Source organism: Billgrantia bachuensis (assembly GCF_011742165.1).
Classification (GTDB): domain Bacteria; phylum Pseudomonadota; class Gammaproteobacteria; order Pseudomonadales; family Halomonadaceae; genus Halomonas; species Halomonas bachuensis.
Genome location: NZ_JAAQTO010000053.1, coordinates 63,837 through 86,227, shown reverse-complemented (window position 1 = coordinate 86,227; position 22,391 = coordinate 63,837). Strand labels below are relative to the sequence as shown.

Sequence of the window (22,391 nt, the reverse complement as noted above, 5' to 3'; positions counted from 1 at the left end):
GATCGGACGCAGGGGCAAAAAAAGCAAAGGCAATACCCTTAGACTTTAGGCTATGCCTTCATTCTCGATGATGAAGCGTGCGGCGCTCTCGTCGGTGATGAGCCCCTTGAGCCAGCCACCACGCAGCGCGGCAAGAATGGCGGGGCCCTTGTCGCGCCCGCCGGCCAGCGCCACCAGGGTCTGGTTGCGGAACATGGTCAACGGCAGGCTGGTGACGCGCCGGGTAATGGAGCACTCGATCACTTGGCCGGACTGGTCGAGCGGCCAGCCGAGCAACTCGCCTACCGCCCTGCGCGAGAGCAGCTCGTCGAGTTCGGCTTCACTGATGAAGTGATCCTGGAACAGGGTGGCCTGACGGTCGATGCGCCCCACACCGATGTAGGCGGCTTCAGCGTCCTTGGCGATCTCGACGATGGCCTGGAACAGTCGCTGAGCGAGCATCGCCTCCTTCTCCTCCACCGAGCCGGCTACCACCGGCGCCGGCAGCAGGAAGCGCTCGCCGCCAGTCTTGTCGGCCAGCACCATCACGCCGTCATAGCGGTTGGCCGAACCGTCGCGGGCGACGTTGCCAACCAGTGAGACGAAGCGGTGCTGGGGACGCTCAATACGGCTGAGTGCCTCCACCGTGGCGCGCACCGAACGCCCGGTGCCCAGCGACAGGGTCAGCGGCTCGGAGCGCTCGATCAGCCTGGCCAGCCGCTCCGCTCCCGCCACGGCCAGGTAGTGGGCGCTGCTGTCGGGGGCCTCGGGATCGGCAGGCACCACGTCGCAGAACTCGAGCCCGAAGCGCTTGAGGATGGCATCCGACATCACCATGCAATTGGCCAGCGGGTGGTCGATATGCACCTTGACCAGCCCCTCCTGGCGCGCCAGGGCCAGCAAACGCTGAACGCCGGGGCGCGATACCCCGAGCTGGCTGGCGATCTCGTCCTGGGTCCGCCCTCCTACGTAGGAGAGCCAGGCGGCACGTGCCGCCTGATCCAGTTTCAGCTCGAACTTGTCCACGATACCCGCTCCTTCTCGATTGCCCATCAGGCCGAGCCAAAGTAGCGCTCGCGATCCTCGGCGGTGATGTCACTGATGTGCAGCGGATAGTGGTCGTTGCCACGATCGGCGTAGAAATGGCGCAGGGTGCGCTCGATGGTGGGAAACGCCAGCTCACCCCAGGGAATCTCGTGCTCCTCGAACAGGGCCACCGCGAGACTTTCCGGTCCGGCCGAGAAGCCGCCGGCGAGGTCGGCACGGAAGATCATGTAGACTTGGTTGATGTGCGGCAGGTTGATCAGAGTGTAGAGCCCATGGATATCGACTTCGGCGCAGGCCTCCTCGCGGGTTTCGCGAGCAGCGGCCTCGACGGTGGTCTCGGCATTCTCCATGAAGCCCGCCGGCAGGGTCCAGAAGCCCTTGCGTGGCGCAATCGCCCGGCGGCAGAGCAGAATGCGCGAGCCGCTCACCGGCAGGGTGCCGGCAACGATGCGCGGGTTCTGGTAGTGAATCGAGCCACAGGAATCGCACAGAAACCTGGGGCGGTCGTCCCCTGCCGGGATCGCGAAGCGCACGGGTTGGCCACAGTGGCTACAGAAGTTCATGGATCTCCCTGGCAGGCTTGACGTCGGCGAAGGCCACCGGGTAGAAAAAACCAAACCCGATGGAAATTCCATGTTAGAGAAACTTCGTAAGCGCCTGCAAGCTCACGTACCTCGCCGCATGCGCCTCGCCATGCCCCAGGCCGCGGTATTGATGCCGATCGTCGACCGTCCCGAGCCTACGCTGCTGTTCACCCGCCGGGCGGGTCACCTCAATACCCACAGCGGCCAGGTGGCGTTCCCCGGCGGCAAACGCGAGGACAGCGACCGTGACCTGCTGGCCACCGCCCTGCGCGAATCGGAGGAAGAGATCGCCCTGCCGCCGGATCGGGTCGAGCTACTCGGCCGACTGTCGGACGTGATATCGCTGCATGGCATCCTGGTCACGCCCTACGTCGGCCTGATCCCGCCGGACCTGCCGCTTGCCCCCGACCCGACCGAGCTGGACGCCATCTTCGAGGTCCCGCTCGAACTGTTCATGATGGATCGCCGCCACCACACCGACGTGATCCCGGTCAACGGCCGCCCTTACTACGTGCCCAGCTACCATACCCAGGGCCAGGTGATCTGGGGGCTCTCGGCGATGATGCTGGTGGAGCTGCTGGCCGAGGGGTTCGAGCGCCCCATCAGCCTGTTCGATGAGCCGGCAGGCGGTCGGCTATGCTATTTTCCCGAACGTCTGCTGCGCAGCTCGGAGACCGAGACGCGCGTCTCCTGAATTAGTCTACCCGGCTTCGTTGCCATCCCGGAGGTTACACCTCGCCCATGTCGCTTCTCGTTCGCCCGGCCTTTGCAGCCAGCGCCCTGCCCCAACTGGTCGACGCCCTGGTCGAGCAGGGATGGTTCATCGGCGAGGGCTTCCTCGACGTCGAGCTGTGTCACGACCTGTATCGGGAGCTTGCGGAGATGGCCGAGCATGAGGCGCTGACTGCCGCCGGTATCGGCCGTGGCGACGAACACCAACTGCGTCGCGATATTCGCGGCGATGCCATCCATTGGCTCGATCGCGAGAGTCTGGCCCAGCGCCGCTATCTGGAAGCCATGGGTGAACTGCAGCGGGAGCTGAATCAGGCACTGTTCCTGGGACTTTTCGAATACGAGGCGCACTTCGCCCACTATCCGCCCGGGGCCTTCTACAGAAAGCATCTCGACAGCTTCCGCGGGCGTGCCAACCGGGTCGTCTCCACGGTGGGTTACCTCAACCCCGATTGGCCTGCGGACGGCGGCGGCGAGATGGCGATCTTCGCCGTCGACGATCCCGAGCGGGAGGTGGCCCGGATATGCCCCGAGGCAGGCAACTTCGCCTGCTTCCTCTCCGAGAACGTGCCCCACGAGGTACTGCCGACCCGCCTGCCGCGGGCCAGTATCGCCGGCTGGTTCCGGCGCAACGCCTCGCTGGGCGGTTTGGTGGATCCGGCACGCTGATGGCAAGCGAGATCGAAGCGCTGCGCGCGCGTCTGGCCGAGCTCGAAGCGCGCAATGCCATGCTCGAGGCCCAAGCCGCCGAGCTCGACGAGGAGAAGCGTCACTACCAATGGCTGGCCGAGAGCACCACCGACCTGATCTCACGCCATTCCCGTGACGGCACCTTCCTCTACGCCTCTCAGGCCGCCCGCGATCTGCTCGGCTACGAACCGGAGGAGCTGATCGGCATCTCGGCCTACGACCTGTTTCATCCATCCGATCTCGCCGACCTGCTCAACAAGTCGCCGAGGATCTACTACCACGCCGGCTTCTACCAGCAGACCTATCGCTTCCGCGCCAAGGACGGCCACTACGTATGGTTCGAGACTACCAGCCGCACCCGCCGCGATCCGGTCACCGGCGAGCTGATCGACGTGCTCTGCGTTTCTCGCGACGTGGGCCGACGCATTCGCGCCGAGGCCAACCGCGAACGGCTGGCGCGGGTGGTGGAATCGACCACCGACTACGTGCTGTTCTGCGATGGCGACGAGCGGCTGTTCTACACCAACGAGGCAGCGAGGCGCCTGCTGGGTCTGCCCCGCGAAGGCCTGGATGCTCCGCTGGAAAGAGCCTACACACCGGCCTCGCTGGCCATTCTGCGCGAAATCGTGCTGCCCGCCGTGGCCCGCTATGGCTCCTGGAGCGGCGAACTGGAAATGCCTGGCCCCAGGGGGCCGGTGCCGGTCCTCAGCGTGGTATTGGCTCACCGCGGCCCCGGCGCCGAACCCGACCATCTCTCGCTGCTCAATCGCGACATTGGCCTGCGTAAGGCCAATGAGGACCAGGCGCGGCGCCACCAAGAGCAGATCGCCCACGCCAACCGCCTGGCCACCACCGGCGAGCTGGCCTCCAATATCGCCCATGAGCTCAACCAACCCCTGGGCGCCATTGCCAACTACGCCAGCGGCGCGCTGATGCAGCTGCGCAGTGACCCGAACCGCCCCGCCAGCGACCTGGCCCTGCCGCTGGAGCGCATCGACGAGCAGGTGCAGCGCCTGGCGCAGCGTTTGCGTCATATCCGCACCTTCGTGCGCAAGGGGCAAACCCGGCCACGCCCGGTTGCACTACTCGACGTAGTCGACGCCGCCTGCCGCCTGTGCGAATGGCAGTATCAGCAGGCCGGCATCGCGCTCGATCACGAGCTGCCGGAAACCCTGCCACGCGTACAAGCGGATCCGGTTGCCCTGGAGCAGGTGCTGGTCAACCTGCTGCTCAACGCGCTGGAAGCAAGCCGGCAACGCCCCAATGCAGCATGCGTCACTATCCGCGCCCACCAGAGCGGGCCGCGCGAGGCGACCTTCAGCGTCAGCGACCAAGGCCCCGGCATCGGCGCGGAGGAGGCGCAGGCGATCTTCGCTCCGTTCCACTCCAGCCGCCCAGAGGGGCTGGGCATGGGCCTGGCGATCAGCCGCTCATTGATGGAAGCCATGGGCGGAAGCCTGAACCTGGCGGACGGTTCCGATGGCGCCACCTTTACCGGTACACTGCTGGCCGAACCCAGCCTCCCCTACCGCAGCCTGCCGCCTCGGAGCCAGCCGTGACCCAGCCCACCGCCGCCCCCTGTATCGCTGTGGTCGACGACGACGAGGCGCTGCGCGATTCGCTGGCCTGGCTGCTCGATTCCGTGGGGCTCGCCACCGGCGCCTTCGCCGATGGCGAGGCCTTCCTCGCCGCCGAGCCCGACGCCTTTGGCACTGTGCTGCTGGACGTTCGCATGCCGGGGCTCTCCGGCTTGCAGGTGCAGCAACGGCTCATCGAGCGTGGCGTTAGCGTGCCGATCATCTTCATGACCGGCCACGGCGACGTGCCCATGGCGGTGGCGGCACTCAAGGCCGGCGCCTTCGATTTCATCGAGAAGCCCTTCAACCAGCAGCAACTGATCGACGCGGTTCAGCAAGCCCTGGCCGAACACCAGCGTCAGCGCGCGTTACGCCAGCGCATCGACACCTTGCGCGCGCGCTATGATGCCCTGCGTCCCAAGGAGCGGGACATACTGGTACTCGTCGCCGAAGGCATGACCAGCCGCGAGATCGCCGAGCACCTGGACGTCAGCGCCAAGACCGTGGAAGTGTATCGACTGCGCGCCATGAAGGCGCTCGGCGCCGCCAACCTGGCCGAGCTGGTGCGCCTCTGCGTGGCGCTGGGGCTGGTCGAGCCGTTGGCAGAATAGGAGAGCCGCCCTGGTGAGAGCGGCTCGGCAAGCTCGGCATTGCTTATCGAAACCCAGATAGCCTGTCGCTGCCACGTCATTTAGCAGAGTATCAGGGCATCTTTCACTCGAATCCGAAGGAGTTGGAGCACCTCGATCAGAAATTGCCGAATCAGTGCATCAATCGGCCCCACATTGGCGGTCAGCGCTAACTTCGAATTCAGGAACGGATCTCGCCTCAGCTTCCTCTGAGGTACTGGCAGGTCCGTTTTGCTTGATGTCTTCGATTAGCCAATCCATCTCTAGGATCTCACGCCGTTGCGCTTCACTGATCTCGACTGCCAGTTCGCATACCCGCTGATCCGATATTTCAGCGCGCTCTGAACGCAAGATAGCCATGGAATGGTGAGGAATCATTGCGCTCATGAACGATTTGTCCTGAACGGTAGTCTGGCTCCGGTCGAGGAAAACCGCCCCAGCGAGTAACATCAAGCTTATTGCAATGATGACTAGATTCATTTTGGTATCTTGATACATATTGAGCATCCAGCCCAACATGACTAACCCCATGGTCCCGCCCATGGACAGCGCCATGAAAAAACGACTTTCGCTCCACCGCACGTGGTTCCATTCCCAGGCGCTCACGAACATCATGCCATACATTACCACCATTGCCGTAAGGATCATCGCTCCAAAGCGCAGGTACATGGAATATATATGAGGACTGCCTGAGTGCTTGTCTCCTTGCTTCATGTCATGACTCCTTTCTTCCTCCAAGGCTGGCGTTTCGTTCCATCTAAATCACACCTCGGTTCGAAAAGGCTAGGCAGAGTTCCGTTACAGAACAAGAGATGGGGACTAACCTTCTCAGAACAGGACGCGGATGCCAGCCACGAGGCCAGTATTCTCAGTGGGCTCGCCATGAGCGCGTGCCATATCGGCTGTGCTGCCGTAGCTCTTTACCCAATAGGCACCGACATAGGGTGCGATCTTGCGAGTGATTTCGTAGCGAAGCCGCAGGCCGGCATTCAGCGAGTTCAGGCCACTTCCCATATGAAACTCTTCGAGGTCGTTGCCTGAAGCCACCAGCTCTGCACGCGGCTGAAGGTAGAGACGTTGCGTCAGTCGCACGTCGTGTTCGGCTTCCAGTTGCACCCAGGCGTCGCCATTCTCGCTGACCTTGAGGTCGAGGCTGGTCTCGATGAGGTATGGCGCCGTTCCCTGCAGGCCGATGACGCCATAGAAGCGCTCGGGATGGTCGTTCGTGCCGACGTTGCCCTGGTAACCGATGCCGCCCTGGAGCTCCCAGAAATCCGCGATCAGGTGGCCGTAGCGCAGGTCGAGGGCCTCGAACTCGGCGCCCGCTCCGTCGCCCTGGACATTCTCGCCTTCGCTCTTGAGATAGAAGCGGCTGATGTCGCCGCCGTACCAGGCTTCGAAATCCCACACCAGGGTTTCTTCTTCCTTGTCGGGAAAGACGTATTCGAGCCGATCGAAGACCGCCGTCCCGACATGATGCTTCGCCATCGGAGAGGGCCAGTCGCCCGGCGCGTCGTAGCCATCCTCGGCATGAGCCCCGACAGTGGCCAGCAAGGCAAGGGTGGCGCCGGTGACAGGCAGTTTCGTTCTGGTTTTCATGCGAGCTCCTTACGAGACCTTGACGACCCGGAACATGCCGGCATCCATGTGGTAGAGAAGATGGCAATGAAACGCCCAGCTACCCTCGGCATCGGCCGTGATAAGGGCGGATACCCGCTCACCCGGCTTGACGTTGATGGTGTGCTTGCGTGGGATGAGCTCCCCGGCCCCGTTCTCTAACTCCATCCACATGCCGTGCAGATGGATGGGGTGTTCCATCATGGTGTCGTTGACCAGAACCAGACGCAGCCGCTCGTCCTTGCGGAAATGGATGGGGCCGTTGACCTCGCTGAATTTCTTGCCGTCGAACGACCACATGTAGCGTTCCATGTTGCCTGTCAGGTGGATTTCCATCTCCCGTTCCGGCTCGCGGCGGTCCGGCCAGGGGCGAAACGCCTTGAGATCGCGATAGACCAGGATGCGCCGCTCGTCAGGATCAATTCCGATCCCCGCCTGGTCATATTGCGAGCCGGGCTGGGCGGTGCCCGCCGGCAATAGGTCGCCTTTCGAAGCGCCAGGCGACGTGTCGTCCTGCATGTCGGAGTGGTCCATGCCCGCCATATTGGAGTGGTCCATGCCCGCCATGTTGGAGTGGTCCATGCCCGCCATATCGGAGTGGTCCATGCCCGCCATATCGGAATGGTCCATGCCCGCCATGTCGGAGTGATCCATACCGCCATGCGCCCCCATCGCCTCCATGCCGCGGTCGGAGATCCTGCGCCGCTCGGGCATCTCGGCCTCCATGCCCAGGCGAGGCGCCAAGGTCGCGCGGGCGAAGCCGCTACGGTCCATGGATTCGGCGAATACCGTATACGCCGTTTCGGCCTCGGGAGTGATGATGACATCGTAGGTCTCGGCGACGGCGATGCGGAATTCATCGACCGGCACAGGCTGCACGGGCTGGCCATCGGCCGCGACAACCGTCATCTTCAAGCCCGGGATGCGCACGTCGAAATAGGTCATGGCCGAGCCATTGATGAACCTCAGGCGCAGCCGCTCGCCTGGCTTGAACAGTGCCGTCCAGTTCTGCTCCGGTGCCTGGCCGTTCACCAGGTAGGTGTAGGTGCTGCCTGTGACGTCGGCGATATCGCGCGAACTCATGCGCATCCGTGCCCACATCGCACGCGAGCGGGCCGTTTCCCGGAAGCCGTTCTCGCGCATGTCGGCCAGAAAGTCCGTGATGGTGCGTTCCTGGAAGTTGTAGTAGCCCTCGGCGGTCTTAAGGTTGCGAAAGACCGTGGCCGGCTCCTCAAAGGTCCAGTCGGTCAGCATCACCACATGCTCGCGATCGAAGCGGAACGGTTCACGCTCGGCGGCATCGATGACGATCGGCCCAGCATGACCCAATTGCTCCTGCAAGCCGGAGTGGCTGTGATACCAGTAGGTACCGTTCTGCATCACGGGGAAGCGATAGGTGAAGGTTTCCCCCGGAGCGATACCGGCGAAGCTGATACCCGGCGCACCATCGACCGCAGGCGGCAGAATCAAGCCGTGCCAGTGAATGGAGGTCGGCTCGTCCAGCAGGTTGGTGACCCGCAAGGTGGCGTCCTGTCCTTCCCTCAGTCGAATCAGTGGCCCGGGGCTCGTTCCATTGATGGTGATAGGGCGCGTATTGCGTCTATTGATCGCCAGCGTTTCTCGACGAATGGCCAGGGCGATATCGTTGCCCTCCACCGCCCCTTGGGGATAGGTGTTGCTCTGCCCCCAGGGATTGGCCCAGGCCGGCGACAGCCCCAGGGTCGCGGCTCCGAAACCCAAGGCGGCACCTCCCTGGAGCAATTGTCGTCGGGAAAGAGAAAGACCCGTGGTTGTCTTGGTCGTCATGCATGGCTCCTGTCAGGGGAACTCCAGGCGCCATGATGCGGTGAATAGCTGAAAGCAGGCTGAACGGTCAGCCCGCCTCGCTCAGCGGAAGCCAGACCTCGACCCGTAGCCCTCCCTCGGGAGAAGGCTCGAAACGCACCTGGCCTGCATAGCGCTCGACGATCTGACGCAGGATGGCAAGGCCCAGCCCGTGGCCGGGCTTGCCTTCATCGAGCCGAGTGCCACGCCGCCCCAATCGACCCATATCACCAGGTGCGACACCGGAACCGTCGTCCTCCACCCACAGCGCCAGAGAGGTATCCTGCCGCACTCGGCAATGGACCTCGCGGGAGGCCCACTTGGCGGCGTTATCCAGCAGGATACCCAGCATCTCGGCAAAATCCTGCCGCTCGACGCTGACACTGACGGGTACCGAAGCGTCGATGTCGAGCCGGAAACTTCGATCGGGATAAAGGCTGGAGAACATCTCGACGAGTTGCTCGGCTTCATGCCGGACGTTGGCGCGCTGCCCTGCATTGGGGCCGGCGATGCGCGAGCGCTTCAATTCGGTGTCCAACTGGGCGTGCATGTCCTCCAGCCGCCGACGCATCTTCTCCCTACGCTCCGGGTCGATGGGACGTGAACCACGCAACACCTGAATGACCGCCGTCAGCGGCGTCTTGAGCGCATGGGAGAGATTGGCCAGGGATTCACGGGAGCGCTGGAGTCGTCGTGCATGTTCATCCATGAGGCGATTGAGTTGCGCCACCAGGGCATCGAGTTCGGAAGGCGTATCGAGCTGCAGCCGTTCACGCGTGCCCGAGCGCAGTTCGTCGAGCTGCCTGCGCAACCGGGAGAGCGGGCGCAGCGCACGGTTGACCGCCATCATGTTGAGACCGATGAGCAGGACCAGTAGCAGGCCGGCGATGCCGCCGACCCACCAGTGGAGCGCATCCAGCCCATCCTCCACCTGGCCGAAGTCCTCGCCGATCAGCAGCACGCCAGAGCGGCCGTCGAATTCGAAGCGCTTGCGATACACCAACAGATGGCGTTCACCAGAGGAGACGACGTCCAGCGCTTCGTCTTCACCCTCCAGGTAGGGCACCAGCGTTTCGAGCCAGCGTGGATGCGACGTGGTGATCTCCCCGTCCAGTTCCAGCACGTAGAGATGGTGAAAGACTTGCAATGCGGGGCTCTCAGCCTGCCAGAGCTGCGTCGAGAGATGCCCCTGATGAAACTGAAGCAGCGTATGCTCCGCCTCCTGACGCAACCGCTCACCGAGGAAGCTCCGCGCCAGATCTTGCAACAGGATACCGTGCATCAGCCAGGTCAGGCCCACGACGACGAATGCCACCCCCCCAAGCCAGGCCAGCAGGCGAAAGCGTAGGCTTCGACGCTCAACGCGACGCAAGAAGATAACCCTGGCCGCGCCGCGTCTGAATCGCGTTCTTGCCCAGCCGGCGCCGCAACTTGGCAATATAGACCTCTACCAGGTTCGGGGCGGGAGCATCCTGCTCCAGGGAATAGAGCTGGTCGAGCAGTTGCGCCTTGGACAGGACGCGGTCGGGATGGTGCATCAGATAGCGCAGCAGCCGAAATTCCGTCGCCGTCAATGGCTGCCAATGGCACCCGTCAGTGCTGACCTGTCGCCTCTCTTCGTCGAGCTGTATGCCGTTGATGCTGAGAATGGCGTTCACATGACCCGTCTGCCGCCTCAAGAGCGCATGCAGCCGTGCCAACAACTCCGCTTCATGGAACGGCTTGGCCAGGTAATCATCGGCCCCTCGGCGCAGGCCAGCGACCTTGTCTTCCCAGGTATCCCGCGCGGTGAGCGCCAATATGGGCAGGCGACGTTCCTGGCCACGCCAGCGGGCGATCAGGTCGAGCCCGGAACCGTCCGGCAGCCCCAGGTCAAGAATTGCCAGAGCATATTCCTCGGTCGCCATCAAGGACTCGGCTGCGTGAATCGTCGCAGCCGAGTCAACACGGTAGCCGTTGTCTTCCAGAGTTTCCGACAGGCTCTCTGCCAGCAGGTCGTCGTCCTCGAGAAGTAACAGCTTCATCGTATTCACCCTTGCAGGTCGATTTCCCCCACCATGCCGGCTTCGTAGTGCCCGGGAATGTTGCAGGCATATTGCAGTTGGCTCGTACCCTCGGGAGCCGTCCAGACGAGCGTGGCGGTCGCACCGGGAGCGATGGTCACGGCGGGCATGTCACCGCCATGCTCGCCCTCGGCCATGTCATGGTCGCCATGGCCACCATGACCGCCCATTTCCTGCATCATGCGGCGATGCTCTTCCTGCGCTGCGCGGTCACCTATGACGAACTCGTGTTCCAGCGCACCGCTGTTGTGTATTTCGAACTTTACCGTCTCTCCGGGTGCAATGGTCAATGCCTCGGGACCGAACATCATCTCGCTCGCTTCGATCTGGATGACGCGATCTACCTCTGCCTCGTCAGGCTGTTGCGTGCCAGCCTGGTGTCCGGGAGCGGCCAAGGCGAATGCTGGCCAACATGCAAGCAGGACCAACCAGGAAAATCTTTGCATTGTGAACCTCTTCATTATCAGGGGGAAAGGCCACTTATAGTCTCCAAGACTGAACCCAAGCTGAATCAATATCTTTCAAGATGGCATTAAGTTGGAGGTAATCTCTTGCCGTAGAAAACAAAAAGCCCTTGTAGGCTTGGCCCATCAGTCACGATTCCTTTCCTACTTTACTTCTTTTGACAAACGACCCTTGACCCTTCCATGCCGAAATACCTAGTTTCACAAGCGTCGGGCGGAGCCCCGATGTGCATTTCAGCATATGACCCCTATCGACGGGAGGAACCGAGATGGATTTTGGAAAATTCAAGTCATGTATCGAAGCATGCCATGCCTGTGCCGCCTATTGCGACAAGTGCGCCACGGAGTGCCTCAAGGAAGATGACGTCAAGATGATGGCGGAGTGCATCCGCCTGGAAATGCAATGCGCGCAGATATGCCGTCTGGCGGCCTCCTTCCTGGCACAGAACAGCGAGTACGCTCGCGAACTCTGCCGGCTGTGTGCCGATATCTGCCGCAAGTGCGGCGATGAGTGCGCCAAACATCAAGTCGACCACTGCCAGGAATGCGCCAAAGCGTGCCAAAGTTGCGCGGATGAATGCGCCACCATGGCCAGCTGAGTTGAAAAGAGCCACCCCGGCAGGGCAAATCATGGCGTTACCCGGGGTGGCTTCCAGCCTCAGAAAAGGGCAGTGTCACGTGACGGCTAGACCGCCAGTTCCTCCCAGAGCAGGCTCTCTTCCTCGCTGCTTTCCTCCTCGGGTTCAGGCTCGGGCTCAGGGGCAGGCGTCAGCGCAATGACTTCACCGCTGGGATTTTCGAGCAACTCACGCAGCAGCTCGTAGTTGAGCGGCGTTGAGGGCTCATCGCCGTTGCGCTCGAGTAGTGCCAGGGTCTCCATCAGTGCGGCCATGCCGGCTTCCTGCTCCTCGAGCGCCTCGTAGACCTGGACGTAGGGCATGTCGCCGTCCCAGCCGGCCTTGATCGGCTGGTTGATGAGGTGAACCTGAGTGCCGACGGGCACGCGTTCGAAGATCGACGCGACATCCTCTGGGAACATGCGGATGCAGCCGCGACTGGCGCGCATACCGATGCCGTCCGGCTTGTTGGTGCCGTGGATCAGATAGCCGGGGATATCGAGCAGGATGGCATGGCTGCCCAGCGGGTTGTCCGGCCCCGGCGGCACTACGGCGGGCGCCTCCTCGCCACGCGCTGCGGCCTCTTCGCGCACCGAACTCGGCGGATACCAGGCCGGATCCTTGAGATTCATGGTGGTCTTGGTCTTGCCCAGTGGCGTATCGAAGCCTTCCCGCCCGATACCGATCGGATAAGTCTCCACCCGCGGGGTCTCGCCTTCTCCAGCCGGGGGATAGTAGTAGAGCCGCAGCTCGGCGACGTTGATCACTATCCCCTTCCGCTCGACAGGGGGCAGGATGAAGCGGCCGGGAATGACGACCTCTGTGCCCTCGCCCGGCAGCCAGACGCTGACGTCGGGGTTGGCCCGACGGATCTCCTGGTAACCCACGTTATGCTCGCGGGCGATATCGAGCAGAGTCTCTTCGCCTCTCGCCTCGACGATATAGTCCTCACCGATCACGTCACCCTGCTCGGGCAGCGGGTAGTGTCCCTTTGGCCACTCATCGGCGGTCTCTGCCTCGTCGGCGGCGGGCACCTCTTCCTCGGCCCAAGCCGTACCGGTCAGCAATGTGATGGCCAGTATGCATGCGAACAGCGGCAGCCATGCCAGGCGCCACGACGTCCGGCCGTTCTCTCGAACAGTGCCGTAGTGTCTCATTGCGTTTGCCTCTTGCCTGTCCGCCTCCGGCGGCGGAGCCTTAAAAATGGGCTTCATACTAGCGATCCTAATTCGATTCGACAGCCGAAGAGTTTTAATTTCACTTCTGGCCTGGCCAGTCATCAGCCTGCCATTCCTCGTGCAGGAACCGCTGCGGCAAGCTCATCCCGCCCCTGACGCCTCGACCACAAGATGAGCGCCACGCCGACGGCTATCATCGGTAGCGTCAGCAGCATGCCCATGGTCATCCAGCCGAAGGCGATGAAGCCGATGTGCTCGTCGGGCAGCCGCACGAACTCCACTGCGAAGCGGAAGATGCCATAGAGCATCAGGAACAGCCCCGAGACCAGGCCGCGCCGCCGTGGTCGGCTCGAAACCCACCACAGCACGATGAACAGCACCACGCCCTCGAGAGCGAATTCGTAGAGTGCCGAAGGATGGCGCGGCTCCGGCCCCATGTACCTAAACGGCATGGCCCAGGGCAGGTCGCTGACGCGCCCCGGCAGTTCATGGTTGATGAAGTTGCCGATACGCCCGGCCCCCAGGCCGATCGGCACCATGGGGGCGACGAAGTCTGTCAACTGGAAAAAGGCGAGCTTCTTCCTGCGGGTAAACAGTAACGCTGCCAGCAATACCCCTACCAGGCCACCGTGGAAGCTCATGCCCCCTTCCCAGACACTGAACAGCCAAAGCGGATTGGCCAGGAACCGCTCCATGCCGTAGAAAAGCACGTAGCCCAGACGCCCTCCGGCTACCACGCCGAGAGCGGCATAGAACAGCAGGTCTCCGATATCATCGTGGCTCAGGCCCAGGCGATACGCCCGACGGCGCCCCAGCCACCAGGCGCTGACGAAACCCACCACGTACATCAAGCCATACCAATGCACTTGCAGGGGCCCGATGGAAATGGCCACCGGGTCGATCTGTGGGTACTGGATCATGGAACTTTCCTCAATTTGGCAGCGGCAAATGTATGGCGACAGCAGACCTCATAGCGCCGCCCAATGCTGGCCGGCATCTTCACTCAACCACAGATGCCCTTGGTCATCTGCCACCACCAACCGGTCGGGATCTCTAGGGTCAACCGCGAGATGTACCAGGTAGTTCTCGCCCCAGTTATCGCTTACCAGCGCCCATTCTCGTGTAGCTTCTTCGGCACGCAGCAGTCCAACGCCAAGCATAAAGGCATAGATCTCACCGTCGCTGCTCACAACCATGCTTACCGGATTATGCTGCGGGTGCATCAGGCGCCAACGCAAACCGCCATCGGGGCTCATCAGCAGGCCGCCTTGTGTCGCCGCATACAGATGCTGCGGGTCGCGGCTGGAAGCCGCCAGGGCAATCAGGCCAGGGGGTGCATCGGCTTGAGCCAGCCACTCATGCCCTCCGTCACGGCTCACCTGGAGCTTGCCGGCATAGGCACCGTAGAGCACGTCGGGGTCGGCCTCGCTTACCGTCATTTGATGAAAATCGACCGGCCCATCAACGCCAGCCGAACGCTGCTCCCAGGATCTGCCGCCATCACTGGAGACCACGACACCCAGGTTGCCACCGCGCGCCGGATGGCCACTTGCAAAAAGCAGGTCCGCCTCCTCGGGATGCGGGGAGAAGCCCATGTAGTCATGGCTCTCGCTGGAGACTTGGTGCGCCCGGCGGTCGCTGCCGACCGCATACAGACCGTGATGGGTAGCCACCAGCAGCCTGTCGCTATCGGCACGGTCAAAAGCCAGGCCGTGAATATGGGTTTTCTGGCGCAGCTCGTCCAAGGACATGCCAGTTGGCTCGTTGGAGCAGCCCGCAAGCAATGCCAGCGACATCAGCAGAACGAGAGCTAGACGTTGGAACGAACTGTCACCGATCGAGCCGGAACAGTAGGGTAAACCTCGGCGGTGCATAGCGAGTCCTCTGTGCATGAATAACCGTGCCACTCACTGACGGCGAGTGGCGATAGCCAAAAACGGTAGAGTTCTCACGCGCGAGGAGGGCGCTCCGGGCGGTCACGGGGAGCATGAAGGGGCGCTTCATCGGTGGCCCAGCGTGGCTCGAGCGAGCGTGGGGCAGCGGGGTAAAGCGCCAGCGCGCTGTTGCAGACAGGGCAAGGAGCGGTACAGGCAACCTTCTCTCCCGAGTGCTGCGCCTGGCTAGCGTCGCTGTCGGGAAGTGAGGATTGGTCAAGCATCGAGAAAGCTGCCACCCGACAGTCGTCGCTAGCACTCCAAGCACCCGAAGCAACCTGCGGTAGCGCCAATGCGATACCGAGCAGGAGGCAGAACAACCAGGAGACGGAACGGGAATGCATGTGGAGTCGGGCAGCCAGCAGGAGGATTGGCGTCTAGTCTTCCATGGTCGCTACGCAGCCGCAAGCCTGCCCTTGGACTCCCATGAAGAATTGAAGAAAAAACAAAAACCTGCAGCACCAAACGGACCGATGAGGGACGCTTTGGTTGATGCAGATCAATGTCAGCCCAGCGGGAACGACTATTCTGAACTTGCCCATCACGTCGGAGCGACACGCCATGCATCAGCAGGCAGCCTTGGTCTCACATCGCTCGTTCACCCGCTCCGGGTGGTGTGGAGGCTGGCTTGCCGTTCCCCTGGCATTGATGCTGATGTTGGTGTCGGCCTTTTCGGCCCATGCACACCCCACCTCATCTTCCCCTACCAACACGGCCATCGAAAGTATCACCGCGAGCCTGCAGGTGCCTGCCCCCCACTGCGAGCATGGTCACGGCTGGGAGCATGCCAGTGCGGCAATGCTGCGTGCAGAGCGGCAGGACGTCAGCGACGTTGCGGTGTCTCTGCCCACCTTCGCGGTGGCGTTTCCCCGGGTCGAGAACACCATCGGTTCCCCCGGTGAAGCCCCAACCCTTGCCTCTCTTCCCATCTACTTGCTTACCCAACGACTGCGCCCCTGACACGGCTCGATATCTTTTTGCTAATCAAGCAGTTCGGCATACCTCCTTTTACGGGCATTTATGGAGGTAGGCATGCCGCATGGAAGTCCCTTTCCCGGCCGCCCCTACCATGCGCGACAGAGGGCCTGCGATGAGCACCACTGCGAAGTCCAAGATCACCCTGACCGTGCCCGGCCGGTATCGTACGCACGACCCTCCAGCGCCTGAACGGCGTGGAAGAGATCCAGACCAATATTGCCAACCACCATGTCAGCGTAACTCTCGACGAAGGTGGTCCCGACGGTAGCGCTCTGAAAAAAGCTGTTGAAGGCGCCGGCTACGATGTCGCAGCGGTGAGCAGCCAGGCCGAGGACGACGGTGAAGCCGAGGCCGCCATCGAAGAAGGATACCTGAGCCAGGCCCGCAAGCGGCTGTGGATCGCCGGCGTACCCACCACGCTGATCATGTTCCTGATGGTACCGCACATGTTCTGGCAGCCGATTCCCGGCTACCTGGCCATCGTCGCCTTGCTCGCCTTTCCGGTGGTATTTCTCCATGGCGGAGCGGCCACCCACCGGTCGAGCTGGCGCTCGCTGAAGAACGGCACCTTCAACATGGACGTGCTTATCTCCATGGGTAGCCTACCTCCCTATCTGATCGGCCTAATCGGCTTCGTTTACCCCATGACCTCGTTCATCGAGATGGCTGCCACCATCATGACCTTCCATCTGCTGGGCCGCTATCTCGAGGCAGTGGCCAAGGGTCGCGCCTCACAGGCCATTCGCCGCCTGCTGACCCTCGGCGCCAAGACGGCCCGAGTGGAGCGTGACGGGGAAGAGGTCGAGGTACCGGTGAAGGAGCTCGAACCGGGCGACATCATGATTGTGCGGCCTGGCGACAAGCTTCCCACTGACGGCGAGGTGGTCGATGGCGAGAGCCACCTCGACGAAGCCATCGCCACAGGGGAGTCGATACCGGTCTATAAAGGCCCCGGCGACAGCGTGATAGGCGCCACCATCAACAAGGAGGGACGACTGCGCGTCAAGGCGACCCGAGTCGGCGGGATACGTTCCTCTCCCAGGTGGTTCGCCTGATCGACCAGGCACAGGGCTCGCGGGTGCCCATTCAGGAGTTCGCCGATCGCATGACTGGCCGCTTCGTCCCCGTGGTGCTGGGCATCTCCCTGGCCAGCCTGATCGCCTGGCTGCTGTTTCCCGATGCCTTGCGCCCGATCCTCGATTGGGGTGCGAGTTTCCTGCCTTGGGTGAACCCCGATGCCGCCACGCCGGTACTGGCCATCCTGGCCGCCATCGCCGTGCTGGTTATCGCCTGTCCCTGCGCCTTGGGCCTGGCCACGCCCACGGCGCTGATGGTGGGCTCGGGCATAGGTGCCGAGCGAGGCATTCTGATCCGCTCCGGCGAGGCGATCCAGACGTTCAAGGACATCAAGGTCATGGTGCTCGACAAGACCGGCACCATCACACGCGGCGAGCCGAAGCTGACCGAAGTGGTCGCCGCCGAAGGCGTCGATGAAAACGAGCTGCTCACGCTGGCCGCCAGCGTCGAGAATGCCTCGGAGCACCCCATCGCCCGCGCCATCGTCGACGGCGCCGCGGAGCGTGGGGTGAACCCCGGCGAGGTGAGCGAGTTTCGCTCTACCGGCGCCCGAGGCGTTTCCGGCAAGGCCGATGAAAGGCACGTGCTGATCGGCAATCGCATGCTGCTCGAGGAACAAGGCATCGCCGAGCTGGAGGCGCTGGACGAGACTCTGCGGGCCCTCGAAGGCAAGGGGCGCACCGTCGTCATCGTCGCCGCCGATGGCCAGGCCGTGGGCATCGTGGCAGTGGCCGATACCATCAAGCAGGAGTCGGTCGAAGCCATACGCGGGATGCACGATCTCGGCCTGCACGTAGTGATGATCACCGGCGACAACGAGCGTGCCGCGCGGGCCGTGGCCGCGGAGGTCGGAATCGACGAAGTCCAGGCCGGCGTGCTACCGGAAGGCAAGGTCGAGGCCATTCGCAAGCTGCAGGAAAAGTACGGCAACCACGTGGCCATGGTGGGTGACGGTATCAACGACGCAGCGGCCCTCAAACAGGCCAACGTCGGCATCGCCATCGGCGCCGGCGCCGAAGTAGCCATCGAGGCCGCCGACGTGACCTTGGTCCGCGGCGAGCTCACCGGCGTAGTGGAAGCTATGCACCTCTCCCGCGCCACTTTCGGCAAGATCGTACAGAACCTGATCTGGGCCAGCGCTTATAACGTTGCCGCCATCCCCATGGCTGCCGCCGGCCTGCTCCATCCCATGGTGGGAGTGATCGCCATGACGGCAAGCTCGCTATCGGTGATCGGCAACTCGCTGCTGCTCAAGCGTCGCTACGCTCGCACCCAGCCCCAAGGAGACGTGTCATGAACCGCATTCGCTCCCATTCCCGGCCGCCGGGTAGCCACCGCAAAGAGAACCCTGGCGTGGAGGGCCAGCCACAGGGGGTCCGTTCGAGAGGGCTGCACGCCTGGATGATGCCCCTCTTCCTGATACTGATGGGAAGCGCCTTCCTAATGCTCATGTGGCGCGGCGAGACGGCCGGAGGCGCCTGGCTGTTACTGCCCATGATGCTGTGCCTGGGCATGCATTTGCTGATGCATCGTCACGGCCATCCTCCAGGCAAGGAGTGAAGGGGACTGCACTCCTTGCGCTGGGTCATTGAAGCAAGCGGACGAGATAGGTTTCAATGTAAGGGCAACATCACGAGGACGTTCCATGAGAGCTGTCTACAGGTCGATTCAGAGCAGACACCAGCAGCGCATTCGCTGCCTGGCGCTTCTGCTCGCCCTGCTGCTGGCGCTGAGCAGTCTGTCGACTCACGCGGCCATGGATACCCACCAGGCCGATTGCGGTGTTGCCTCATCCATGCAGCAGTTCGATGACGATAACTCGGACGATTCGCGCTGCTCGGCCTGTAGCATGGTGCCTCATCTCGGCAGCCTTAGCGCCGCCGAGCCCCCTTTCCCGGCCGTTGCCCCGGCGCTGGCCATGACTGACCGCAGGATGCCGCCTCCGCGGCGCCCTCCCAGACCTTGAGAACGAGTACGGGCGTCCACAGGACTTGCCTGCGCCTGACGTACCCAACGTTCTCAAGGAGTCTCGTCATGATGACCAACTGTTTCGCCCTGATGGGCAGCATGGGCTGGCTTGGCTGGCTGATGCCGCTGGCCGTCCTGTCACTGCTGGGGCTAGGTATTGCCGCCCTGCTCAAGTATCTGTTCGCCTCTAACCCGACGCCCCCTCGCAATGGAGCCAACTCATGAATCGTCGCTTAACTTCACTGCTGCTTTCCGCCAGCCTGCTGATGGGCGCCACCTCTGCCGTTCACGCCGCCCTGCCCGAGGAAGCCACCCTGTACAAGAACCCGCAGTGCGGCTGCTGCGACGAGTACGCACGCCAGCTCGAGGAGCGTGGGCTCTCGGTCACCATCGTCGATGATGAAGACATGGGCAAGATCAAGCAGGAGGCCGACCTGCCCTACGGATTGGGTTCGTGTCACACCATCCTGATGGGTGGCTACGTCATAGAAGGGCATGTGCCCTTCGAGGCCGTGGAACGGCTGTTTCAGGAACAGCCCAAGATCGATGGTATCGGCCTCGCCGGCATGCCCATCGGGACGCCCGGCATGCCGGGACCGAAGCGGGATGACTGGAACGTCTACCAGTTCACCGACCAGGAAGCATCGCCGTTCATGACGCTGTGAGACCTTGCCGGGCGCCGGCCTCGACCGGCGCCCGGAACGTTCCCGCCCCGCCTCCTGATGGTTCGGTTCAGCGTTGCCCGACAGGATCGACCAGCAGGCGGTAGCCTATGCCGGCCTCGGTCTGCAACAATTGGGGTGAGTGTGGATCGTCACCCAGCTTGTGACGCAGCTTGCTGATGACGATTCGCAGGTAGTGCGTGTCGTGGGTATGTGAAGGCCCCCATACATGGCGCAGTAGTTGGGTCTGGGTCACCACTCGGCCAGCATGGCGTGCCAGTTGGTCGAGCACGGCATACTCCTTGGGCGTAAGGTGCACGGCATTGGCTTCCAGCGTCACGCTACGTGTCGTGAGGTCAATCTCGAGCCCCGCCCGTCGCAGGCGTAGCGCACTCGGGCCGAATCCCGCCGAATCCTGCTGCCGCAGCAGTGCGCGAATCCGCGCCAGCAGTTCCTGGATGCCGAACGGCTTGGTGACGTAGTCGTTGGCGCCCGAATCCAGCGCGCGCACCTTCTCTGCCTCCTGCTCGCGCACCGATACCACGATCACCGGCACTTGGTTAATCCGTCGTAGCTCGTCGAGCACGCGCTGCCCCTCCATGTCAGGCAGGCCCAGGTCCAGCAGTACCAAATCCGGGACCTGGGAGGCGACAAGCGCCAGCCCTTCCCTGCCCGTCGCCGCCTCGCTCACGGCGAAATCCTGCGACACCAGGCTGATACGCAGGAAACGTCGAATCTGCGGCTCATCGTCGATGACGAGTATACGGCGACATTCAGTCGTCATCGTTCGTGCGCTCCTCCTGCGCCACCGGTAGACACATGACGATGGTCGTGCCCTGCCCATCGGGACCGGGCAAGGCCTCGACGCTGCCACCGTGAGCGCCCAGCATGCCGCGGCAGATGGCCAGCCCCAGGCCGCTGCCGTGGCGCCCACGGTCACCCTCACCGCCGGTGAAGAACATGTCGAACACCTCCTTGCGCTGCTCCGGAGGAATACCTGGCCCTTCGTCGGTGATACGGATCACCAGCCATTCACGGGCCTCATCGAGCTGGGCATGAATTCTCACCCGGCCGTTCAAAGGAGAAAAACGTACGGCATTATCGATGACGTTGACCAGGGCTTGCTCGATCAGTGCCGGGTGAACGTAGAGCAGCGGCAGCCCTTCGGCCCCCTCGCGCTCGACCCGCACCGCTTCCAGCGAGGCGCCCAATCGTTTCAACGCTGCGGTTACCAGGTCGTCGAACGAGACCCAGTCGCGCTTGAGCTTGAGGCTGCCATGGCCCAGCCGGGTCATGTCGAGCAGGTTCTGGATATAGCGATTGAGCCGCTCGCTCTCGGTCAGGATGCCATCGAGCAATTCGCGTCGGTCGGCATGGCTGAGCTGTGGCTCGAGATCCCTCAACGAGCTGGCCGAACCGATGATCGAGGCGAGCGGCGTACGCAAGTCGTGCGATACCGACGACAGCAGCGCCGAGCGCAGTCGCTCGTTCTCCTCCGAGAGGCGTGAGGCGCCAAGCTCGGCGACCAGCCGCGTGCGCTCCAGAGCCATACCGAGCTGACGCGTCAGGGTGGTAACAAGCGTCTCCTGGTCGGGGCCAAGCGGGCGCTCACGCACGGCAAGCTCCAGCCCCACGATACCCAGCATGCGCTCCTGTTCCACTAAGGGAATGAAGCGCCAGCGCAGCGAGGCCTGAGTTGCCGTGCCGATACCGCTCGGCTTGCGCTGTTGCCAGCTCCATGCCGCAGCGGCCTCATCTGCCGCGCCAAGCCGGGCGTTTGCCGGCACGGCAATGCGCACAGCCAGGCCGTCTTCCTGTCCGTCATCATCGAGGAATACCGCCGGCACACCCAGCCAGCGCTCCAGGGTGGTGACGCCGACGTCACGTACCTGGTCCCGGTCAGTGGCAACCGAGAGGGCGCGGGAAAAGGTGAGCAGCCGGTGGCTCTGCTCGCGACTGCTGCGCAACGCCATCAGACGGTGTCGACCACTGCCCGCGAGCTGCCCCACCACCACCGCCACCAGCAGGAAGAAGATGACGGTCAGCAGTTGCTCTCGCTCGACCATTGCCAGTGAGAAACGCGGTTGGGTAAACAAGAAGTTGAAGGCCAGAAATCCCAGCGCCGCGGAAATCATCGCAGCCCGTGTGCCCGCCAGGGTGGCGCTGGCCAGTACTGCGGCGAGGAAGATCAGCGACAGGTTGGCCAGTTCCAGCCAGAACTCGAACGCCCAGGCCACGGCCACGGCCACGAGAAAGCTGCCTGCCACAACCCCGCCTTCACGCCACCCCAGCGGTTGGCGCCGCCGAACGGGGCGAAATCGGCGCCGCTGACGGGCCTCGGCAACGACCACCAGATCATAGGCACCGCCATAGCGCAGCAGCCGTTCCGCCAAGGGCCGACGCCAGAAGCGCCAGCCCGATGGGCGCGTACGCCCCACCATCAGCGTGACAACGCCCTGCTCGACGGCATAGTCGTGTAATTCCCGTGCACGTCCAGCCCCTTGCAGAATACGTATCTCGCCGCCCAACCGACTCACCAGGGCAAGGACCTGATCCAGCGCCAGCCGCTGCCTGGGTCCGGCCTGGCCGTTATCGACATGCACGGCTCGCCAGCGCACGCCCTCGCGCTGCGCATGGCGATGCGCCGCCCGCACCAGAGCGGTATCCTCCTCGCCACGCCCGCCCAGAGCAACCAACAGCTGTGGACTTCGCAGGCCCACCGGGTCAAGCCGGGTCTCATCCTGCAGTATTGGTTGATGCATCGACACGCC

25 protein-coding genes are annotated in these 22,391 nt (G+C 63.1%); 12 read left to right on the top strand and 13 right to left on the bottom strand.

Features of this window, described 5'->3' with window-relative positions:
• Positions 1 to 45 precede the first annotated feature (45 nt).
• Both HBJ55_RS18905 and HBJ55_RS18900 read right to left on the bottom strand, forming a co-directional pair.
• Entirely contained in the window at positions 46 to 1,005 is a 960-nt protein-coding gene (locus HBJ55_RS18905; protein WP_167118718.1) for a sugar-binding domain-containing protein, read from the bottom strand.
• A 26-nt stretch (positions 1,006 to 1,031) separates the two neighbouring features.
• On the bottom strand, positions 1,032 to 1,589 hold the full coding sequence (locus HBJ55_RS18900) for an NUDIX hydrolase (protein WP_167118715.1): 558 nt from the start codon (positions 1,587 to 1,589) through the stop codon (positions 1,032 to 1,034).
• A gap of 70 nt (positions 1,590 to 1,659) precedes the next feature.
• Here HBJ55_RS18900 and HBJ55_RS18895 point away from each other — a divergent pair, with 70 nt between their 5' ends.
• The 4 genes from HBJ55_RS18895 to HBJ55_RS22665 are packed head-to-tail and all read left to right on the top strand — an operon-like array spanning position 1,660 to position 5,220.
• Positions 1,660 to 2,304 carry a CoA pyrophosphatase gene (locus tag HBJ55_RS18895; protein WP_167118712.1) on the top strand — a complete coding sequence of 215 codons (645 nt, stop codon included), beginning with the start codon at positions 1,660 to 1,662 and terminating at the stop codon, positions 2,302 to 2,304.
• Between the two features lie 47 nt (positions 2,305 to 2,351).
• On the top strand, positions 2,352 to 3,011 hold the full coding sequence (locus tag HBJ55_RS18890) for a 2OG-Fe(II) oxygenase (RefSeq protein ID WP_167118709.1): 660 nt from the start codon (positions 2,352 to 2,354) through the stop codon (positions 3,009 to 3,011).
• Positions 3,011 to 4,591 carry a PAS domain S-box protein gene (locus tag HBJ55_RS18885; protein WP_167118706.1) on the top strand — a complete coding sequence of 527 codons (1,581 nt, stop codon included), beginning with the start codon at positions 3,011 to 3,013 and terminating at the stop codon, positions 4,589 to 4,591. Before HBJ55_RS18890 ends, HBJ55_RS18885 begins: the two co-directional genes overlap by 1 nt.
• Positions 4,588 to 5,220, top strand: coding sequence for a response regulator (locus HBJ55_RS22665; RefSeq protein ID WP_167118703.1), 633 nt, complete (start codon positions 4,588 to 4,590; stop codon positions 5,218 to 5,220). The genes HBJ55_RS18885 and HBJ55_RS22665 overlap by 4 nt, the downstream gene beginning before the upstream one ends.
• Positions 5,221 to 5,379: 159 nt before the next feature.
• On the opposite strand, the gene HBJ55_RS18875 is transcribed toward HBJ55_RS22665, so the two are convergent.
• The 6 genes from HBJ55_RS18875 to HBJ55_RS18850 form a co-directional block, all read right to left on the bottom strand.
• Positions 5,380 to 5,952, bottom strand: coding sequence for a DUF305 domain-containing protein (locus tag HBJ55_RS18875; RefSeq protein WP_240936194.1), 573 nt, complete (start codon positions 5,950 to 5,952; stop codon positions 5,380 to 5,382).
• 114 nt (positions 5,953 to 6,066) lie between these two features.
• Complete coding sequence (locus tag HBJ55_RS18870; protein WP_167118700.1) at positions 6,067 to 6,837, bottom strand: copper resistance protein B; 771 nt, start codon at positions 6,835 to 6,837, stop codon at positions 6,067 to 6,069.
• 9 nt (positions 6,838 to 6,846) lie between these two features.
• Complete coding sequence (locus tag HBJ55_RS18865) at positions 6,847 to 8,661, bottom strand: copper resistance system multicopper oxidase (protein WP_167118697.1); 1,815 nt, start codon at positions 8,659 to 8,661, stop codon at positions 6,847 to 6,849.
• Between the two features lie 67 nt (positions 8,662 to 8,728).
• Positions 8,729 to 9,994: an ATP-binding protein gene (locus tag HBJ55_RS18860; protein ID WP_338072050.1), complete on the bottom strand. Its 1,266-nt coding sequence runs from the start codon at positions 9,992 to 9,994 to the stop codon at positions 8,729 to 8,731.
• 43 nt (positions 9,995 to 10,037) lie between these two features.
• Positions 10,038 to 10,703, bottom strand: coding sequence for a response regulator transcription factor (locus tag HBJ55_RS18855; protein ID WP_167118791.1), 666 nt, complete (start codon positions 10,701 to 10,703; stop codon positions 10,038 to 10,040).
• Between the two features lie 5 nt (positions 10,704 to 10,708).
• Positions 10,709 to 11,188: a cupredoxin domain-containing protein gene (locus HBJ55_RS18850; RefSeq protein ID WP_240936193.1), complete on the bottom strand. Its 480-nt coding sequence runs from the start codon at positions 11,186 to 11,188 to the stop codon at positions 10,709 to 10,711.
• A 287-nt stretch (positions 11,189 to 11,475) separates the two neighbouring features.
• On the opposite strand from HBJ55_RS18850, the gene HBJ55_RS18845 reads away from it, so the two are divergent.
• Complete coding sequence (locus HBJ55_RS18845) at positions 11,476 to 11,805, top strand: four-helix bundle copper-binding protein (protein WP_167118691.1); 330 nt, start codon at positions 11,476 to 11,478, stop codon at positions 11,803 to 11,805.
• An 86-nt stretch (positions 11,806 to 11,891) separates the two neighbouring features.
• Here HBJ55_RS18845 and HBJ55_RS18840 read toward each other — a convergent pair whose 3' ends face one another.
• The 3 genes from HBJ55_RS18840 to HBJ55_RS18830 all read right to left on the bottom strand — a co-directional run bounded on the left by HBJ55_RS18840 (position 11,892) and on the right by HBJ55_RS18830 (position 14,752).
• A complete protein-coding gene (locus tag HBJ55_RS18840; RefSeq protein ID WP_167118688.1) occupies positions 11,892 to 12,980 on the bottom strand; it encodes a L,D-transpeptidase family protein in 1,089 nt (362 codons plus the stop codon).
• Positions 12,981 to 13,102: 122 nt separating this feature from the next.
• Positions 13,103 to 13,921, bottom strand: a complete 819-nt coding sequence (gene lgt, locus HBJ55_RS18835; RefSeq protein ID WP_167118685.1) for a prolipoprotein diacylglyceryl transferase — start codon at positions 13,919 to 13,921, stop codon at positions 13,103 to 13,105.
• A gap of 48 nt (positions 13,922 to 13,969) precedes the next feature.
• Positions 13,970 to 14,752, bottom strand: coding sequence for a WD40/YVTN/BNR-like repeat-containing protein (locus HBJ55_RS18830; RefSeq protein WP_167118682.1), 783 nt, complete (start codon positions 14,750 to 14,752; stop codon positions 13,970 to 13,972).
• 744 nt (positions 14,753 to 15,496) lie between these two features.
• On the opposite strand from HBJ55_RS18830, the gene HBJ55_RS18825 reads away from it, so the two are divergent.
• From HBJ55_RS18825 to HBJ55_RS18800, 7 genes are all read left to right on the top strand, one after another.
• A complete protein-coding gene (locus HBJ55_RS18825) occupies positions 15,497 to 15,895 on the top strand; it encodes a TrbC/VirB2 family protein (protein ID WP_167118679.1) in 399 nt (132 codons plus the stop codon).
• A gap of 212 nt (positions 15,896 to 16,107) precedes the next feature.
• Positions 16,108 to 16,968, top strand: coding sequence for a heavy metal translocating P-type ATPase (locus HBJ55_RS22775; protein WP_479688613.1), 861 nt, complete (start codon positions 16,108 to 16,110; stop codon positions 16,966 to 16,968).
• Entirely contained in the window at positions 16,956 to 18,287 is a 1,332-nt protein-coding gene (locus tag HBJ55_RS22770) for a heavy metal translocating P-type ATPase (protein WP_479688612.1), read from the top strand. The genes HBJ55_RS22775 and HBJ55_RS22770 overlap by 13 nt, the downstream gene beginning before the upstream one ends.
• Positions 18,284 to 18,550 carry a hypothetical protein gene (locus HBJ55_RS18815; protein WP_167118675.1) on the top strand — a complete coding sequence of 89 codons (267 nt, stop codon included), beginning with the start codon at positions 18,284 to 18,286 and terminating at the stop codon, positions 18,548 to 18,550. The genes HBJ55_RS22770 and HBJ55_RS18815 overlap by 4 nt, the downstream gene beginning before the upstream one ends.
• An 85-nt stretch (positions 18,551 to 18,635) precedes the next feature.
• Positions 18,636 to 18,956: a hypothetical protein gene (locus HBJ55_RS18810; protein ID WP_167118672.1), complete on the top strand. Its 321-nt coding sequence runs from the start codon at positions 18,636 to 18,638 to the stop codon at positions 18,954 to 18,956.
• Between the two features lie 68 nt (positions 18,957 to 19,024).
• A complete protein-coding gene (locus HBJ55_RS18805; protein WP_167118518.1) occupies positions 19,025 to 19,183 on the top strand; it encodes a hypothetical protein in 159 nt (52 codons plus the stop codon).
• On the top strand, positions 19,180 to 19,623 hold the full coding sequence (locus tag HBJ55_RS18800) for a DUF411 domain-containing protein (protein WP_167118669.1): 444 nt from the start codon (positions 19,180 to 19,182) through the stop codon (positions 19,621 to 19,623). Before HBJ55_RS18805 ends, HBJ55_RS18800 begins: the two co-directional genes overlap by 4 nt.
• 67 nt (positions 19,624 to 19,690) lie before the next feature.
• Here HBJ55_RS18800 and HBJ55_RS18795 read toward each other — a convergent pair whose 3' ends face one another.
• Together HBJ55_RS18795 and HBJ55_RS22485 are read right to left on the bottom strand one after the other, a co-directional pair.
• Positions 19,691 to 20,404 (bottom strand): response regulator, encoded by a 714-nt coding sequence (locus HBJ55_RS18795; protein WP_167118666.1) that lies wholly within the window; start codon positions 20,402 to 20,404, stop codon positions 19,691 to 19,693.
• Positions 20,394 to 22,382, bottom strand: coding sequence for an ATP-binding protein (locus tag HBJ55_RS22485; protein WP_167118662.1), 1,989 nt, complete (start codon positions 22,380 to 22,382; stop codon positions 20,394 to 20,396). The genes HBJ55_RS18795 and HBJ55_RS22485 overlap by 11 nt, the downstream gene beginning before the upstream one ends.
• Positions 22,383 to 22,391 lie beyond the last annotated feature (9 nt).

Coding starts and splice junctions, on each gene's coding strand:
- HBJ55_RS18805 (WP_167118518.1), top strand. CDS start 19,025: ATGATGACCAACTGTTTCGCCCTGATGGGCAGCATGGGCTGGCTTGGC.
- HBJ55_RS18830 (WP_167118682.1), bottom strand. CDS start 14,752: ATGTCCTTGGACGAGCTGCGCCAGAAAACCCATATTCACGGCCTGGCT.
- HBJ55_RS18825 (WP_167118679.1), top strand. CDS start 15,497: ATGCATCAGCAGGCAGCCTTGGTCTCACATCGCTCGTTCACCCGCTCC.
- HBJ55_RS18895 (WP_167118712.1), top strand. CDS start 1,660: ATGTTAGAGAAACTTCGTAAGCGCCTGCAAGCTCACGTACCTCGCCGC.
- HBJ55_RS18900 (WP_167118715.1), bottom strand. CDS start 1,589: ATGAACTTCTGTAGCCACTGTGGCCAACCCGTGCGCTTCGCGATCCCG.
- HBJ55_RS18875 (WP_240936194.1), bottom strand. CDS start 5,952: ATGAAGCAAGGAGACAAGCACTCAGGCAGTCCTCATATATATTCCATG.
- HBJ55_RS18845 (WP_167118691.1), top strand. CDS start 11,476: ATGGATTTTGGAAAATTCAAGTCATGTATCGAAGCATGCCATGCCTGT.
- HBJ55_RS18815 (WP_167118675.1), top strand. CDS start 18,284: ATGAACCGCATTCGCTCCCATTCCCGGCCGCCGGGTAGCCACCGCAAA.
- HBJ55_RS18865 (WP_167118697.1), bottom strand. CDS start 8,661: ATGACGACCAAGACAACCACGGGTCTTTCTCTTTCCCGACGACAATTG.
- HBJ55_RS18870 (WP_167118700.1), bottom strand. CDS start 6,837: ATGAAAACCAGAACGAAACTGCCTGTCACCGGCGCCACCCTTGCCTTG.
- HBJ55_RS18800 (WP_167118669.1), top strand. CDS start 19,180: ATGAATCGTCGCTTAACTTCACTGCTGCTTTCCGCCAGCCTGCTGATG.
- HBJ55_RS18850 (WP_240936193.1), bottom strand. CDS start 11,188: ATGCAAAGATTTTCCTGGTTGGTCCTGCTTGCATGTTGGCCAGCATTC.
- lgt (WP_167118685.1), bottom strand. CDS start 13,921: ATGATCCAGTACCCACAGATCGACCCGGTGGCCATTTCCATCGGGCCC.
- HBJ55_RS18795 (WP_167118666.1), bottom strand. CDS start 20,404: ATGACGACTGAATGTCGCCGTATACTCGTCATCGACGATGAGCCGCAG.
- HBJ55_RS22485 (WP_167118662.1), bottom strand. CDS start 22,382: ATGCATCAACCAATACTGCAGGATGAGACCCGGCTTGACCCGGTGGGC.
- HBJ55_RS18840 (WP_167118688.1), bottom strand. CDS start 12,980: ATGAGACACTACGGCACTGTTCGAGAGAACGGCCGGACGTCGTGGCGC.
- HBJ55_RS18855 (WP_167118791.1), bottom strand. CDS start 10,703: ATGAAGCTGTTACTTCTCGAGGACGACGACCTGCTGGCAGAGAGCCTG.
- HBJ55_RS18890 (WP_167118709.1), top strand. CDS start 2,352: ATGTCGCTTCTCGTTCGCCCGGCCTTTGCAGCCAGCGCCCTGCCCCAA.
- HBJ55_RS18885 (WP_167118706.1), top strand. CDS start 3,011: ATGGCAAGCGAGATCGAAGCGCTGCGCGCGCGTCTGGCCGAGCTCGAA.
- HBJ55_RS18810 (WP_167118672.1), top strand. CDS start 18,636: ATGAGAGCTGTCTACAGGTCGATTCAGAGCAGACACCAGCAGCGCATT.